This is a genomic window from Nitrosovibrio tenuis (assembly GCF_900109785.1).
Classification (GTDB): Bacteria; Pseudomonadota; Gammaproteobacteria; order Burkholderiales; family Nitrosomonadaceae; genus Nitrosospira; species Nitrosospira tenuis_A.
This window is the reverse complement of sequence record NZ_FOBH01000003.1, coordinates 196,929-211,674: the sequence shown is the minus strand read 5'-3', so window position 1 is coordinate 211,674 and position 14,746 is coordinate 196,929. Positions and strand designations below refer to the sequence as shown.

Sequence of the window (14,746 nt, the reverse complement as noted above, 5' to 3'; positions counted from 1 at the left end):
CGTTCAGTTCACAATGAAACACGTCCGCGTGTACTAGCCGGCCGAAGTTTCTTATTCGCTCACGCGCATAAGCAGATCGAGCGTTGCTTCAAGTCTGATGATACGCTTCGTCAGATTTTCAATCTTTCCCTGCTGAGTGTTGATTATGGTACTTTGGCGGACCACTTCATCCTCCAGCTTTATCATTGAGGTCAGGACACCTCATACGCGATCCGTAACGCCTATAAAACATCCCTCTCTATATTTTAAGATGCTTTATAGCTTCCATTACGGCTATCCGCTTATTGCTGGCTTCCACAAACGCCAGCACGTCGCCAATGGAGTCAGATTCCCAGCCTGCCGCAGCGTTGGCCTTATCGTCAAGAATGCCTAATGCTTCATCCGCTTTGACATGCTCATCTGAGTGATCCTGAGACGCATCAATTCCCCAACAGAAATTCCCAGTTTTTTTAGCTTTAAGCAGATCACTTTTCGGGGTGGCCTGAACCACAATTCTTTCAGCCGCCGTCGCTGCCATGGTCCACCTCCTTTTCACGACCGTCATCCCTCGTCCATGTACGGTACCTATATATTTTCCGGCCTGCAAAGTGGGCTGGTGGGTCCTGACCCGATGTCCTCATTCCGAAGCTCTTCCTTGCTTCCTCCATTCCGAGTAACACTCCAGCCCGCAAAAATGCAGGACGTAGTCGGTCGCTTCTTCGTTCACTGCCTCGGATACAGGGATCTCCTTGAAGCATACTTCACATGAAATCGTATCGGGGTCGGACGGTATTTCCGGGTCACGCATTTTTACATTTCCCTTTTCCTTTTCCTTACCTTCTAAAAGCCCCTCATGTTATGTTGGAACAGAGCAACCGAATACGGGCAATCAACTTAAATTAACAACCGTTCCTTCAAGCACATCAATAAGCTGAGCCGGAAAGACGCCCAGCCATATAAGTAATAACGCCAGCGCCGCCAGCATCACACTTTCCACAAGAGAGGGTGATGCAACGGGCCTCATGGTTGGTTCAGTGATTGCCTGCGAGCCCGGCGCACACATCACTGCGATAATACGCAGGTAATAGAAGAGCCCGATGGTGCTACCAATAACCAATGCAATCACGGGTATCCACAACGATGCTTCCACGCCAGCAGCCAATATATAGAACTTGCCGATAAAGCCCATCGTCAGCGGAATTCCGGCCAGCGATAATAGCATGGCGGTAAAAACCCCCGCCAGCCACGGTCTATGCCAGAACAGACCGGCATAATCCGCAAGCCTGTCGCTATCCCGTTCCGCTACGCCACCGGACCCATCATTGTCCCCGCCATTGAACCCGCCGGACCGTACCGTTACCACGCCGAACGCACCCAGCATGGTGACAAAATAGGCCGTAAGAAAATAAGCTACCGCCTCGATTGCCAGCGGATCAAAAGCCAGAAACCCGACCAGCAGATAGCCAAGCTGGGCAATGGAAGAATATGCAAGAATCCGCTTGATGTTATCCTGTAACAGGGCGAGCAGGTTGCCAACCAGGATCGACGTGACGGCAACCAGGCTCAATGCGAATGTGATCTGATGCGACTGGTACGCTCCCGCCATCAGGAAATAGCGCAGCAGCAGGGCAAGCATGGCGCCCTTTGAAACAGTGGCGATGAATGCGGTAATGGGCGCGGGTGCACCTTCATAGACATCCGGAGTCCACATATGGAAGGGCACCAGGGCCAGCTTGAATCCGACACCTGTCACAATCAGCGCGAGCCCCGCCAACCCGTAGAGCTCCAACGCCTGATCCGGCGCGGTAAGCATTGTTCCGATTTTCGCAAACTGCATCGTTCCAAGCTGGGCGTAGACCAGCGCCATGCCGAACAAAAGCAATCCGGATGAGAACCCTGCCAGGATCAGGTACTTGATTCCCGCTTCGAGAGGACGCTCTGTGAACCGCGGATAGGCGATCAATGCAAACAACGAAATGCTGAGCAGTTCCAGACCCAGGAGAAACGAAGCAAAATGGCTGCTTGCCACGAGAACCCCACCGCCAAGGGCGGCCAGCAGTAACAGGATGTAAAGCGCTTCATGCCGGCTTTCGTTTCCGCCGAAGTAGCGGTAACACAACACCGCGACGACAAAGGTCGCGACAACGATGAGCCCGATAAAAAACAGCGCATAGTGATCCAGTACCAGCAGAGCTGTGACCTGACGAGACGCGATGCTCTGAGGCAGAAACAATGATGTAAATGACAGAATCAATCCGAGGAGCGTCAACATTATGACTGGCCGGGGATTGCGATAAAATGCCGCGGCCAGCATCACCACTACCGCGGATACAGCAAGAAGGATGAGCGGCGACAAGGCTATCAGATCAGGATATATTGAATTCATTCCATGTTCGCCTGATGCTGACTGACAACAATCGCAGGCGGACTATTTGCGGTGTTTGGCGCGGCATCCAGCACCGGCTGCGGGTACAACCCCAGCCATAGGGTAATGGCCGCCATTGAATACAAGGTCGCCATTTCCCGGCCTGACAGATCATGTAGTTGCCAACCATGCGTATTCTCGCCATGAAAAGTTTTCTGCACCAGCGCAAGCGCATACACGACACTGGCGACAAATGCCACGGCCGCGACGGACGCCAGCACGCTGCTGGCGCGGTATAATCCCATCAGTATCAGGAATTCCCCGACGAAATTACCCATTCCCGGCAGCCCAAGCGCGGCAATGGCAAAAAACAATCCCATTGCCGCCAGCCGCGGCATGACGCTCCACAGGCCTTCAAAGCGACGCATATCGCGTGTGTGGGTCCGCTCCTGCAAAATTCCTGCGATTACAAACAGTGCCCCCGTACTGATGCCATGCGCGATCATTTGCATTACCGCGCCTCCAAGCGACCAGGGATTCCAGGCGAATATTCCAAGCACCACGAAACCCAGGTGACTCACGCTGGTGTAGGCCACGAGGCGCTTGAAATCCGTCTGGGCGAACGCCAGGAAAGCGCCATAGAGAACTCCGGCTGCTCCCAACGCCATCGCCACCGGGGCAAAATACCCCGCCGCCTCGGGAAATAGCGGAACAACGAAGCGCAATAGCCCGTAGGCTCCGGTTTTCAGCAGCACCCCTGCAAGAATCACGCTTCCTGCTGTCGGCGCCTCGGTATGTGCGTCCGGCAGCCAGCTGTGAAATGGCACGATGGGCGTCTTGACTGCGAACGCAATGAAAAAGCCGAGCATGATCCACAGCTCGGTGGAGGGAGACATGGCCGTATTCAACAGCTCGAAATAATCGAATGTCAGGACTCCAGTGCTGCGGTAGTGGACGAATACCAGCGCAAGAATTGCCACCAGCATGAGCAGACCGCTCCCCTCGACGAAAATGAAGAACTTGATCGATGCATACAGCCGCTTCTCATGGCCCCAGATCGCAATCATGAAATACATCGGCACCAGCATCAGCTCCCAGAAGAAGAAAAATAGAAATAGGTCCAGCGCAAGGAATACGCCGACCGCCCCTGCCAGAGTCCATAGCAGGTTGAAGTAAAAGAACCCGGCACGCTCCTGGATTTCCGTCCAGGAACATGCCACCGATACCATCCCCAGAAAAGCGGTCAGCACGACCAGGATGAGGCTTATTCCATCCATGGCCAGATGAAAGCTCACTCCGAAACGCGGAATCCACTCCGCCCTGATCTCGCCAAGCCACCCCACGTGAGCGGGAAGAGCCATAGCGCTGGCAGACTGCAGCCAAAGCCATATCGCCAATACGAGCTCGACCCCCACCGTGGCCAATGCGAGCCACTTTGCCGCGCCTGGATGCCAGCGATCCGCCATCCACGACAGCAAACCGCCCGCTACCAGGATGAAAATTAATGCAGTGAGGATCATGCGAATACCCCCATGAATATAATACCGATCGATCCGGCGGCAATCGCCGCCGCGTAGCGGCGTACCTGTCCGCTTTGCGTTGCACTCAAGGCACGATAGAGAAACAGACAAAGCTCGGCCAGGCCGCTGTAGATATTGTCGATCACGTCGTGCCGATCGATCTTCTGGAGCCACCTGAGGGTGCATGAAATCGCCATGCTGTAGATATTGTCGATCACGTCATGCCGATCGGCGTACGCAAGCCAGAGATAGGGCCGTATGATCAGATTGTCATAAAGCCAGTCGAAACCCCAGCCGGATCCCCAAAACTTCCTGATTCTTGCCAATACTGGAATCAGCATCAGGCTATGGATAAAGTATGGATACCGCAGGAACAGCAGATATGCCAAAGCGATACTGCCAAGAGAAGCAGCAATTGCGAGCAGCTCCAGAATGGTTTGGTCATTTTTACCGTCATGAATGACCTGAGCCGGCGGCAAGGCATGCTGAACAAAGTCGGAAAACAGCGTTAAATTGCCGAGAAAAGGTGGGGTTTCAATCCATCCGCCAGTCAGAGAGAGGGTTGCAAGGACTACGAGCGGTATGGTTATGCGCAAGCCCGGCCGCTTGGTTTCGAGAGGCACGGCAGTCCTCGCTTCGCCAAAAAAAACGAGAAACACCACGCGAAAGATGTAGAAGCCGGTAAGTATCGCGCCCGCCCAACCCGCCACCCATAGCCATGAATTTCCTTGCGCCGATGACCAGACTTGCCACAGGATCAGGTCCTTGCTGTAGAAGCCCGCAGTAACGAGCGGCAGCGCCGCGAGCGATGCGCTGCCAATCAGAAAAGTCCAGAATGCGACGGGCAGTTTTTTTCTCAGTCCACCCATCCGGAAAATGTTATGTTCCTCGTGCAGACTCCTGATGACCACCCCTGCGCTCAGGAACAGCAAAGCCTTGAAGAAGGCGTGCGTCATCAGGTGAAAGATCGCTGCGGACCAGGCGCCCACTCCTAGCGCGAGGAACATATAGCCGATCTGGCTGATGGTCGAATACGCGAGCACGCGCTTGATGTCTTTTTGGGCAAGTGCACTGAACCCTGCCAGCAGCAGGGTAAGGGCGCCTATTACTGCTACCGCCAGTTGTACGGGTGGCGCAAGCGAAAAGAGCGCATGCGTGCGGGCGATCAGATATACACCTGCCGTTACCATCGTCGCAGCATGGATCAGCGCGCTCACCGGCGTGGGGCCGGCCATTGCGTCAGGCAGCCACGTCTGTAGCGGGAGCTGGGCAGATTTGCCCACCGCACCGGCAAGCAAAAGCGCTGCAGCGAGAATAGCGAGCTCCGACCCCTCCGGCCACTGCTGCGTCACGCGCTGCATCAACGGCTGGATATCAAGGGTTCCCAGATGAGTAAACAGCAGAGAAAGGCCGAGCGCCATAGCGGTATCGCCGATCCGGGTCACGATAAACGCTTTGCGCGCCGCGCGCCCGTTATCAGGGTCCCGATACCAGAATCCGATCAGCAGATAGCTGCACAATCCCACTCCTTCCCAGCCCAAGTAAAGAAACAGCAGGTTGTCAGCAAGCACAAGGATGCACATCGAGCCGACAAAGAGATTCATGTAGGCGAAGAAGCGCGCGTAGCCTTCATCGTTAATCATGAATTCTGTGGAATACAGATGGATCAGAAAGCTGACGACAGTCACAACCAGCACCATCACTAGCGATAACGCATCGAGGTAAAAGCCAATCTTCGGTGAGAAATCGGCTGTGGCGATCCAGACCCATGCTTCCTGCTGAAAAGCGAGACCCGGCGGTCTTGCAGCGATGAAGTCGATCGCGATCAGAATGGCGATGAGTGCCGAGAGAGCCACGGAGCCAGTTCCAATTACCGCGACACTGCGCCGGCTCAAGTGGCTTCCGCCCAGTGCCAGCATCAGGAAACCGGCCAGAGGCAGCGTGGGAATAAGCCAGAGCAGGGGTAACACGTTATCCCCGCATCTTGCTCACCGCGTCTGCATCGAGCGTCTGGAAGCGGCGATGCAACAGCAGCAGCAATGCCAGGCCGACAGAGACTTCAGCCGCCGCCACAGACAGGATAAAGATGAACATTACCTGACCGTCGGCCTGCGCCCAGTGCGAACCGGCGACCACGAAGGCAAGCCCGGCGGCGTTCAGCATGATCTCGATCGACATCAGGATGAAGATCAGGTTGCGTCTGACCAGGATGCCGACCATTCCCAGCACGAAAAGGATTGCGGCGAGCAGCAGGCCGTGATGCATGGGAATAGCGGCCGCAACAGTGGTAGCGGCGGACGCGACAGCCTCAGCCGTGCTCATGGCCGTGGCTGTCCGAAAGGGACTCAGAATGTGAACTCCAAGCTGACTCGGTGTGCCAGCCGAGATGACATGCGCCGACCAACCCCGCCAGTAACAGCAGCGAAGCCAGCTCGACACCGAGGAGATAGGGTCCGAAGAGCGTAATACCTACTTCCCGGGAGTCGACCGCTGCCCTGCCGGCGATTGCGGCGCCTTCGTTCCCCACAAGGATATAAATCAGTTCAGCCAGCAGTAACGCCGACAGTATGGCGGGGCCCATCCACATGCCGGGCCTCAACCATTCGCGCTCCTTAACCGCTGCGGCATTGCCGAGGTTAAGCATCATTATCACGAACACGAACAGCACCATGATGGCGCCTGCGTAAATGATGACCTCCAGTGCAGCGACAAACGGCGCCCCCAGCACAAAAAAAACCACCGCAACGGCGAGCAGGGACACGATCAGGTAGAGCAGCGCATGCACGGCACTCGCCCGTGTAACGACCATCAGCGTGGCTGCAACGGCAACTGCTGCGGATAAGTAGAATGTCGCTTCCATGGCCTCCCTCCCAATCAGGAATCAAGATACTCATTAAGGTACGGGATCAAGGCAACAGCGAACGTGGGTCTACGGGCGGCGCCTCGTTCTCGGCATCACCCTTGTGCTTGCCGCCGATTCCAACCCCGGCTACCCGGTAGAAGTTATAGCCAGGGTATTTGCCGGTGCCATCGATTAAAAGGTCCTCTTTTTCGTACACCAGGTTTTTCCGGTTGTATTCGCCCATTTCGAAGTCGGGTGTAAGCTGGATCGCATCGGTAGGGCATGCTTCCTCGCAATACCCGCAGAAAATGCAACGCGAAAAATTGATCCGGAAGAATTCAGGGTAGCGCCGCCCATGCTCATCCTCGGTTGCCTGCAGTGCGATGCAATCCACCGGACAGGCCGCCGCGCAGAGGTAGCATGCAACGCATCGTTCCTCCCCATCCGGATCGCGGCTCAGGATGATGCGTCCGCGCCAGCGCGGCGGAATCTTGGGCTTCTCGTCCGGATACTGAATGGTCACCCGGCGGTGGAACATGTGCAGAAAGATGATCCACATTGTCTTCAGGGAATTCCACATGCAATCTTCTCCCGAGCTACCTGAACAGGTTATGCCGCAGACAATACGACCGCGCCGGTGATCAACAAATTGACAAGCGTGAGCGGTAGCATGACTTTCCAGCCGTAGGCCATCAGTTGATCATAGCGGGGCCGTGGCAATGCCGCCCGCAGCAGGACGAAGCAGGCGATGACGATAAAAGTCTTGAGCAGAAACCAGACCAATGGAGGCAGTAGCGGTCCCAGCCACCCACCGAAGAATAAGGTGACGATCATTGCCGAGATAAGGGTGATGCCGACGTATTCACCAATGAAAAACAGGCCGAACTTCATGCTGGAGTATTCGGTGTGAAAGCCAGCCACCAGCTCGTTCTCCGACTCGGGCAGATCGAAAGGTAGCCGGCGCGCTTCGGCGATGCCCGCTACGGTAAAAGTTGCCAGGCCAAGGATCTGGGGTACGCAGAACCAGAGATTTTCCTGCGCGGCGACGATATCGCGCAGGTTGAACGAACCGGCGAGCATGACAACGCCCATCAGCGCCAGGCCCATGAAAACCTCGTAGCTCAACATCTGTGCCGCCGCGCGAAAACCGCCGAGCAGCGAATATTTGTTGTTGGACGCCCATCCGCCCAGTACGACGCTGTAAACGCCAAGCGAAGACATGGCGAGAAAAAACAGTAACCCGATGTTCAGGTCGACCACACCGATGTCCGGCGCGATCGGCACCACGGCAAATGCAAGCAGCGCAGTGACGGCAACTATTGTCGGCGCCAGCACGAACACCGCCTTGTCGGCGAATGGCGGCACCCAGTCCTCCTTGGTAAGGAGCTTGATCGAATCGGCAACAATTTGCAGAATACCGAACGGCCCCACCCGGTTCGGGCCGTAGCGGTCCTGCCAGACGCCGAGCAAACGGCGTTCGATCCAGGACAGCAGCGCCGAGAAAGCAAACACGGCAGCGAGAATCAAGATCAGGTTCGCCCAGATACGCGCCGATTCACTCATGGCGTCCCTCTTCTATCCGGTTCTCCTTCCTCGCCCTTCTTATCTTGCCGAATGCCGGCAATCCGATGCCCGCAAGACCGCCCGGACTTGGCAGACCGACGGGCAGCCCAGCAGTGCCGCGTTGCAATTCTGGTTTCAACCGCACCGGCAGCCAGTACGCTCGCGGAATTTCCTCGGGGAAGCCGGGTGAAATTTCCATAAGCTCGGGCCCAAACAGCAACTGCGCGTCATCCCCCGCAGCCAGGCGAAGATCGACCGCATCGTCGGGGTTGAGCGCCAGATACGGTTCAGTACTGAGCTCGGCGATAGGAGGCGCCAGGATACTCAACTCCTCCGAACCAAAGATGTGGTGCAGCGGCAACAGCAGCCATTCGCCCGCGCGCAGCTTGAAGCCAGCCGGTACATTTTGAAAATAGGCGACTTTTTTTCCTTGCAGCGGCTCGATCAGGCGCTCGCCCGGGTCGCCGCCCTTGAGCGGGCCGCCCACTTCGTCCTGGAACTTGTTTAACGCCTGCACTGAATTCCAGCCGGGCGCCCAGAACCGGGGAATAAGCGACGGCGGTGGATGGCCCGGATAGCCTTCCATGGAAAATGACAGAGGGCTATCCGGATCACCCGGCTGTTCGGGTTCCTGGATGCTTACGTTGGCATGCATGGCGGTGCGCCCGCTATACCGATGAGGCTCGCGTGGAATCTTCTGTCCCTCTATACGGAAAGCCGCCGGGGGAGCAGCGCGCAAAATGGGTTCGAGGTTCGGAATTGCCGCGGCACACGCGGCAGTGACGTCATCCAGGCTTGGCCATCGCGCTTCATCCCCGCGGCCGACTGAAACCATAATGTCGCGCAGCCAGCGCCAGCTCTCCTGGATATCGCCCGCAATGCCGCCCCAAATATCATCCTTGATATCATTCCCAGGTACGAATACCTGAAAAAAGCGCTGCGCCCGGCCTTCGTTATTCAAAAGTGTGCCATCCGCCTCGGCAAAGGTTGCTGCCGGTACCACCACGTCAGCCTTCGCGCTGGTCGCATGCTCGATATGATCCACGACCACAACATTTCGGGCCGCGGCGAGAAGCCGATCGACCATGGCGGCATCCGTTCGCCGGTAAAGATCATTTTCCAGAATGATGAGCGTGTCCACCGCGCCGTCGTCCAACGCTTCCAGTGCGTTTTCGAGACTGCCACCTCCGAGCATCACGGCGCCCAGGCTGTTGCATTCGGGAACCGCGTAGCAGAGCCCGGCAGCGTGGCCGGTGCTGCAAAGCGCCCATGCCACATTGGCTGCCGCCTCAACAACAGCTCTATCCCCGCAACCCATGCCGGAAATGATCAGCGGACGCTCAGCCGCCTTCAGCTTTTGAGCAATTGCGTCGGCGAGTGCCTGGGTCGTATTGGATACGTCCGATACTTGCGGCGCGGATGGATCGAGTGCGTGCGCTACTGCAAAACCCAGACGGGCGAGCTCCTCAGGGGGACCGCGGAAGGTCCGGGTGGCGATATCATCGATTCGGGTATCCGCCACGGTGGCGATAAACAATGGCCCGCGCTCTTCCTGCACCGCCTCGCGCACCGCATGATCATTCCAGAGCGGAATACCCATTTTTTTCGCCATCTTTTCCGGTTGCCGGCGCACCGCCTGGCGCAGAGCCAGCCCGAGCCGCGGTGCGGTATTGGCCACATCCTCACCCAATACCAGCACCGCATCCGCCAATTCCACTTCATGCAATGATGGCGTGCGAGCAGGACCTTTTTTTAAAATATCCAGAATGGAAGCAAGCAGGCGGGAATCCCTTTCAGATAGTCCGAGATAAAACTGGTCGCGTCCAACGAGAGTGCGCAGCGCAAAATTGGCTTCGATCGAAGCCCGGGGAGAACCGATGCCGATCGCCCGGGCTCCGCTGGACAGGATTTCGCCTAAAAGCTGGAGCGCGTCGCGTTTGCTGGCAAGTTGCAGCGGTGCGATTCCATGTTTTCGCAGCAAGGGTTGCCTGATCCGGCGCCTGCTGTTGACGAAGTCATAACCGTAGCGGCCGCGGTCGCACAGGAAGTAACCATTTACCGCGCCGTTGAAGCGGTTGCGGATACGGCGCAGCGTGCCGTAACGCTCGCCCGGAATCGTGTTGCAACCGAGTCCGCAGTGCACACACACCGATGGCGCCGTTTGCAAATCCCACTTGCGCGTATAGTGCCGCTTCAATGTCTTGTCGGTAAAAACGCCTGTAGGGCAAACCTCCACTAGGTTACCGCTGAATTCGCTTTCGAGAACCCCATCCTGATAGCGACCGAAATAAACCTGGTTGCGCAGCACTAACGCGTCAAAGTCGCGTCCGCCCGCATAGTCCCGGTAGAACCGCGTACAGCGATAGCATTGAATGCAGCGATTCATCTCGTGGTTAACGAGAGGCCCGAGGTCCTGATTATGGAACGTGCGCTTGCGGCCATGGTAGCGGCGATAAACATGGCCGTTCATCACGGTCATGTCCTGCAAATGGCATTCGCCGCCTTCGTCGCACACCGGGCAATCATGCGGGTGATCCACCATCAGCCATTCCACAACGCTGGCGCGAAACTCTCGCGCCTCGGAATCATCAATGGAAATCCGAATCCCGTCTTTGGCGGCAGTCATGCACGCCATGACAACCTTGCCACGCTTGTCTTCCTCATTCTTGAACTGCTTGATTGCGCACTGGCGGCATGCGCCTACCGACCCGAGCGCGGGATGCCAGCAGAAATAAGGCAGGTTGAATCCCAGCGAAAGGCACTCCTGCAACAAGTTCTCGCCATCTTTCGCGGGATAGGGACGGTCGTCGATATGGATAGTCGTCACCTTCGCCTCACATTTGCATACCGTGGCCGTGTTCACGCCAGGGACAGCGCTTTTCATGGATATGGCGCTGAAAATCATCGCGGAAATACTTGAGACCGCTTTGCAGGGGCTCGGCTGCGCCCGGTGCCAGGGCGCAGAAGGTATGGCCGGGACCCAGGAGATGCGTATGGGATTCCAGCAGTTCAAGGTCGGAAGTCTTGCCGCGGCCCTCCTCCATGTCCTGTAATATCTGTTCGATCCAGGAAAGCCCCGACCAGCAGGGGGTGCACCAGCCGCATGATTCCTGGGCGAAGAAATGCTCTAGATTGAGCAGCATGCCAACCGGGCAAGTCTTGTCATCAAGGACAATCATGGTGCCGGTGCCGAGACGGCTTCCCACTGCCTGCATCGAGTCGAAATCCATTACCGCGTCGAGGTGCTCGGTGAGGACAAAGTCGGTCGAGGCGCCGCCCGGAAGCAACCCGCGAAACTGGTATCCATCGCGCATGCCCCCCGCGTGTTCTTCCAGAATCTCCCGCAGAGGGGTGCCCATGGGCAATTCCCATAACCCCGGATTCTTCACTCTCCCGCTTGCCCCGTACAGCTTGGTGCCGCCATCGCCGCTGCGGCTCAAGCTCTTGAACCATGCGGCGCCGTGATTCAAGATATGCGGAAGGTTGCATAAGGTTTCCACGTTATTGACAATGGTGGGCTTGCCCCACAGGCCGCTCACCTGGGGATACGGGGGCTTGGCGCGTGGATTGGCGCGCTTGCCTTCGAGAGCATTGAGCAACGCAGTCTCCTCTCCGCACATGTAACGCCCGGCACTGACGTGAAGGTGCATCTCCAGGCTGTATGCCGAGCCCAGGATGTTTTTACCCACGTAGCCGTGGCGGTACGCTTCCGCAATCGCCCGCTCCATCCTCCGGGCGGGCAGCTTGTATGCCCAGCGCAGAAATACGTAGGCCACATCGGCCTGGATCGCATAGGCGCTGATAATGATGCCTTCGATCAACTGGTGAGGATCGCCTTCAAGCAGCAGGCGGTCCTTGAATGTGCCCGGCTCCATCTCGTCGGCATTGCAAACAAGATACTTCGGGCGCGGCGCATCGTCGCCCATCGGTACGAAACTCCACTTCTGCGCGGTTGGAAACCCTGCCCCACCGCGGCCGCGCAGGTTTGATTCCTTCACCATTGCCTGAACTTCCGCGGGAGACATACGCAGAGCCTTGCGCAGCGCGGCATAACCGCCGGTCTTCTCGTACTGTACGAGATCAGGCGGCTCCTTGCCCGGTGAAATGTTACGGGTCAGCGGTGTTTCCATCGGTTGATTTTTTTTCTTCCTGTTGATAACTGGCAAGAATTTCATCGAGCCTGGCGGGATCCAGGTCCTGGTAATGCGCGTCATCCACCATCATGACAGGAGCATGGTCACAAGCGCCGAGGCACACATTCGGCAACAGGGTAAAGCGGCCATCGGCAGTGGTCTGGCCCAGCCCGATGCCCAGCCGATTCGTCAGATGCTGGCGCAGGCGTTCGTAACCCATGATCCAGCAACTGACGCTATCGCATAGCAGAATGACGTGCTTGCCCACTGGCTTGCGGAAAATCATGTTGTAGAAGGTAGCAACACTCTCCAGCTCAGCCGGCGTTATCTGTAACGCCTCGGCCACGTCCGCAATGCCCTCATCCGATACCCAGCCGCGATGCTGCTGTACGACCTTGAGCGCCTCGATGCATGCCGCCCGATTATTAGGGTAGTGCCGCGCGTGCGCCTCTATTTCTCTCCTCTCCTGTGCACTCAGCATTTGTTCCCCTCAGCGTCCATATTAACGATCCACCTCAGCGGTCCACGTCGGCCATGACAAAATCGATGCTGCCCAGAATGGCGATCAAATCGGAAATCATCAGCCCGCGGCTGATCAAAGGGATCATCTGCAGATGTGGAAAGGAGGGCGTGCGAATCCGCACGCGGTAAGCCATGGTATTGCCGTCGCTAACCAGGTAATAGCCATTGTTCCCCTTGGTCGCTTCGATGCCCACGAATGCTTCCCCGGGAGGAATGACTGGCCCCCAGCTCACACCCAGGAAATGGTCGATGAGCGTTTCGATGTCATGCAAGGTTTGCTTCCTGAGCGGCGGTGTGGTGAGCGGATGGTCCGCTTTATGCGCGCCAGCCGGCATGTTCTCCAGGCACTGCTCGATAATGCGCAGGCTCTGGCGAATCTCCTCAGCGCGAACGGCACAGCGGTCGTAGCAATCGCCATGCTGGCCGGTGGGTATGTCGAACTCGAACTGGTCGTATCCTGAATACGGCCGTGTCTTCCTGAAATCCCATTCGAAGCCGCAGGCGCGCAGGTTGGGGCCTGTTACTCCCCATTCGATCGCCTCATCCGCCGAGTAGCTGCCGACGCCGCGCGTTCGGGCTTTCAGGATGCGGTTCCCCAGGGCGATCTTGTCATACTCATCAAGCCTCGACGGCATATAGTCCAGGAAGTCCCGCACCAGACGATCCCATCCTTGCGGCAAATCCTGAGCCACGCCGCCGATGCGATACCAGCTCGGGTGCATGCGCCCTCCACAGATAGCCTCGACGACATCGAATACTCGCTCGCGATCGGTGAACATAAAAAATACCGGCGACAGCGCTCCCAGATCCTGGGCAAAAGTACCGTAGAACACCAGATGGCTTGCAACGCGAAAAAATTCGGCCATCATCACGCGCATCACCTTTACCCGGTCAGGCACTTCAATGCCCGCCAATTTTTCCACCGCCAGCACGTAGGGAAGGTTGTTCATCACCCCTCCTAGGTAATCCACGCGGTCGGTGTAGGGGATGTAGGTATGCCAGGATTGGCGTTCGCCCATCTTTTCCGCTCCGCGATGGTGGAAGCCAATTTCTGGCACAGCGTCAATAATTTCCTCACCGTCGAGCTGCAGCACAATACGAAATACGCCGTGCACCGCGGGATGGTTCGGCCCCAGGTTGAGGAACATGAAATCGGTGCCGTCGTGAACCCGGCGCATTCCCCATTCTTCAGGGTGAAAACGCAGCGTCTCCTGCTCGGCTTCTTCCTTCCCCTCGGACAAATGGAATGGTTCCATCTCAGTCGCACGAGCCGGATGGTCCTTGCGCAGGGCGTGTCCCTGCCACCAGGGGGGTAGCAGAATTCGACGCAAATGCGGGTGTCCGTCAAAGACGATCCCGAACATGTCCCATATCTCACGCTCGTACCAATTAGCGGCGGGCCAGATATCGGTAATCGTGGGCATTGCCAAGTCCGGTTCGACGAGCGCAACCTTGAGACGGATGTCCGCATTACGCTCGAACGACAGCAGGTGATAGATGACTGTGAACTGGCTTGCTGGCTGGTCGTCGCGATACGCTCGCGTACGCTCGTCGATCGCCGTCAGATCGTACAGCATGCGGTAAGGCCGTTCCGCTTCCAGCTTCAGGTAGCGCAGCACGTCGCGTACCCTGTTCCTGGAAACCCATTGTGTGGGAAGGCCATCTCCGGTCTTTTGCACCAAACCCATCGGCCCGCCCGGATTGCCGGTGCTTGGGGCACCGAAGCGGTCCTTCAGTTCCTCCAGCACATCTGAAGCGCCTCGTACATTGGGCATATTCGGCATATCCCGCTTTAAAGCAACGTTGGAGGCTGCGCTCACTT

Annotated in this window: 14 protein-coding genes; all 14 read right to left on the bottom strand. The window is 57.2% G+C overall.

Features of this window, described 5'->3' with window-relative positions; genetic code table 11:
- Window positions 1-51: 51 nt before the first annotated feature.
- The 14 genes from BMX00_RS14970 to nuoC all read right to left on the bottom strand — a co-directional run bounded on the left by BMX00_RS14970 (window position 52) and on the right by nuoC (window position 14,699).
- On the bottom strand, window positions 52-186 hold the full coding sequence (locus tag BMX00_RS14970; RefSeq protein ID WP_281245894.1) for a hypothetical protein: 135 nt from the start codon (window positions 184-186) through the stop codon (window positions 52-54).
- Window positions 187-238: 52 nt separating this feature from the next.
- Window positions 239-517, bottom strand: a complete 279-nt coding sequence (locus BMX00_RS05775) for a hypothetical protein (protein WP_090828053.1) — start codon at window positions 515-517, stop codon at window positions 239-241.
- Window positions 518-616: 99 nt separating this feature from the next.
- Complete coding sequence (locus BMX00_RS05770; protein ID WP_090828052.1) at window positions 617-787, bottom strand: DUF3330 domain-containing protein; 171 nt, start codon at window positions 785-787, stop codon at window positions 617-619.
- An 81-nt stretch (window positions 788-868) separates the two neighbouring features.
- Complete coding sequence (locus tag BMX00_RS05765) at window positions 869-2,365, bottom strand: NADH-quinone oxidoreductase subunit N (RefSeq protein WP_090828051.1); 1,497 nt, start codon at window positions 2,363-2,365, stop codon at window positions 869-871.
- Window positions 2,362-3,864 carry an NADH-quinone oxidoreductase subunit M gene (nuoM, locus tag BMX00_RS05760; protein ID WP_090828050.1) on the bottom strand — a complete coding sequence of 501 codons (1,503 nt, stop codon included), beginning with the start codon at window positions 3,862-3,864 and terminating at the stop codon, window positions 2,362-2,364. The genes BMX00_RS05765 and nuoM overlap by 4 nt, the downstream gene beginning before the upstream one ends.
- Window positions 3,861-5,834 carry an NADH-quinone oxidoreductase subunit L gene (gene nuoL / locus BMX00_RS05755; protein WP_090828049.1) on the bottom strand — a complete coding sequence of 658 codons (1,974 nt, stop codon included), beginning with the start codon at window positions 5,832-5,834 and terminating at the stop codon, window positions 3,861-3,863. Before nuoL ends, nuoM begins: the two co-directional genes overlap by 4 nt.
- Before the next feature lies 1 nt (window position 5,835).
- Window positions 5,836-6,186, bottom strand: a complete 351-nt coding sequence (nuoK, locus tag BMX00_RS05750) for an NADH-quinone oxidoreductase subunit NuoK (RefSeq protein ID WP_090828048.1) — start codon at window positions 6,184-6,186, stop codon at window positions 5,836-5,838.
- Window positions 6,173-6,724, bottom strand: a complete 552-nt coding sequence (gene nuoJ, locus BMX00_RS05745) for an NADH-quinone oxidoreductase subunit J (RefSeq protein WP_090828047.1) — start codon at window positions 6,722-6,724, stop codon at window positions 6,173-6,175. Before nuoJ ends, nuoK begins: the two co-directional genes overlap by 14 nt.
- Window positions 6,725-6,770: 46 nt before the next feature.
- On the bottom strand, window positions 6,771-7,286 hold the full coding sequence (nuoI, locus tag BMX00_RS05740) for an NADH-quinone oxidoreductase subunit NuoI (RefSeq protein ID WP_090828046.1): 516 nt from the start codon (window positions 7,284-7,286) through the stop codon (window positions 6,771-6,773).
- Window positions 7,287-7,315: 29 nt separating this feature from the next.
- Window positions 7,316-8,269, bottom strand: coding sequence for an NADH-quinone oxidoreductase subunit NuoH (gene nuoH, locus BMX00_RS05735; protein WP_090828045.1), 954 nt, complete (start codon window positions 8,267-8,269; stop codon window positions 7,316-7,318).
- Entirely contained in the window at window positions 8,262-11,153 is a 2,892-nt protein-coding gene (gene nuoG, locus BMX00_RS05730) for an NADH-quinone oxidoreductase subunit NuoG (protein ID WP_245727774.1), read from the bottom strand. Before nuoG ends, nuoH begins: the two co-directional genes overlap by 8 nt.
- The gene (nuoF, locus tag BMX00_RS05725) at window positions 11,104-12,399 is read right to left on the bottom strand and encodes an NADH-quinone oxidoreductase subunit NuoF (protein ID WP_177171779.1); all 1,296 of its coding nucleotides are present in this window, start codon (window positions 12,397-12,399) and stop codon (window positions 11,104-11,106) included. The genes nuoG and nuoF overlap by 50 nt, the downstream gene beginning before the upstream one ends.
- Window positions 12,377-12,883 (bottom strand): NADH-quinone oxidoreductase subunit NuoE, encoded by a 507-nt coding sequence (gene nuoE, locus BMX00_RS05720; protein WP_090828044.1) that lies wholly within the window; start codon window positions 12,881-12,883, stop codon window positions 12,377-12,379. The genes nuoF and nuoE overlap by 23 nt, the downstream gene beginning before the upstream one ends.
- A gap of 34 nt (window positions 12,884-12,917) precedes the next feature.
- Window positions 12,918-14,699, bottom strand: a complete 1,782-nt coding sequence (gene nuoC, locus BMX00_RS05715; protein WP_090828043.1) for an NADH-quinone oxidoreductase subunit C/D — start codon at window positions 14,697-14,699, stop codon at window positions 12,918-12,920.
- Window positions 14,700-14,746: the final 47 nt, after the last annotated feature.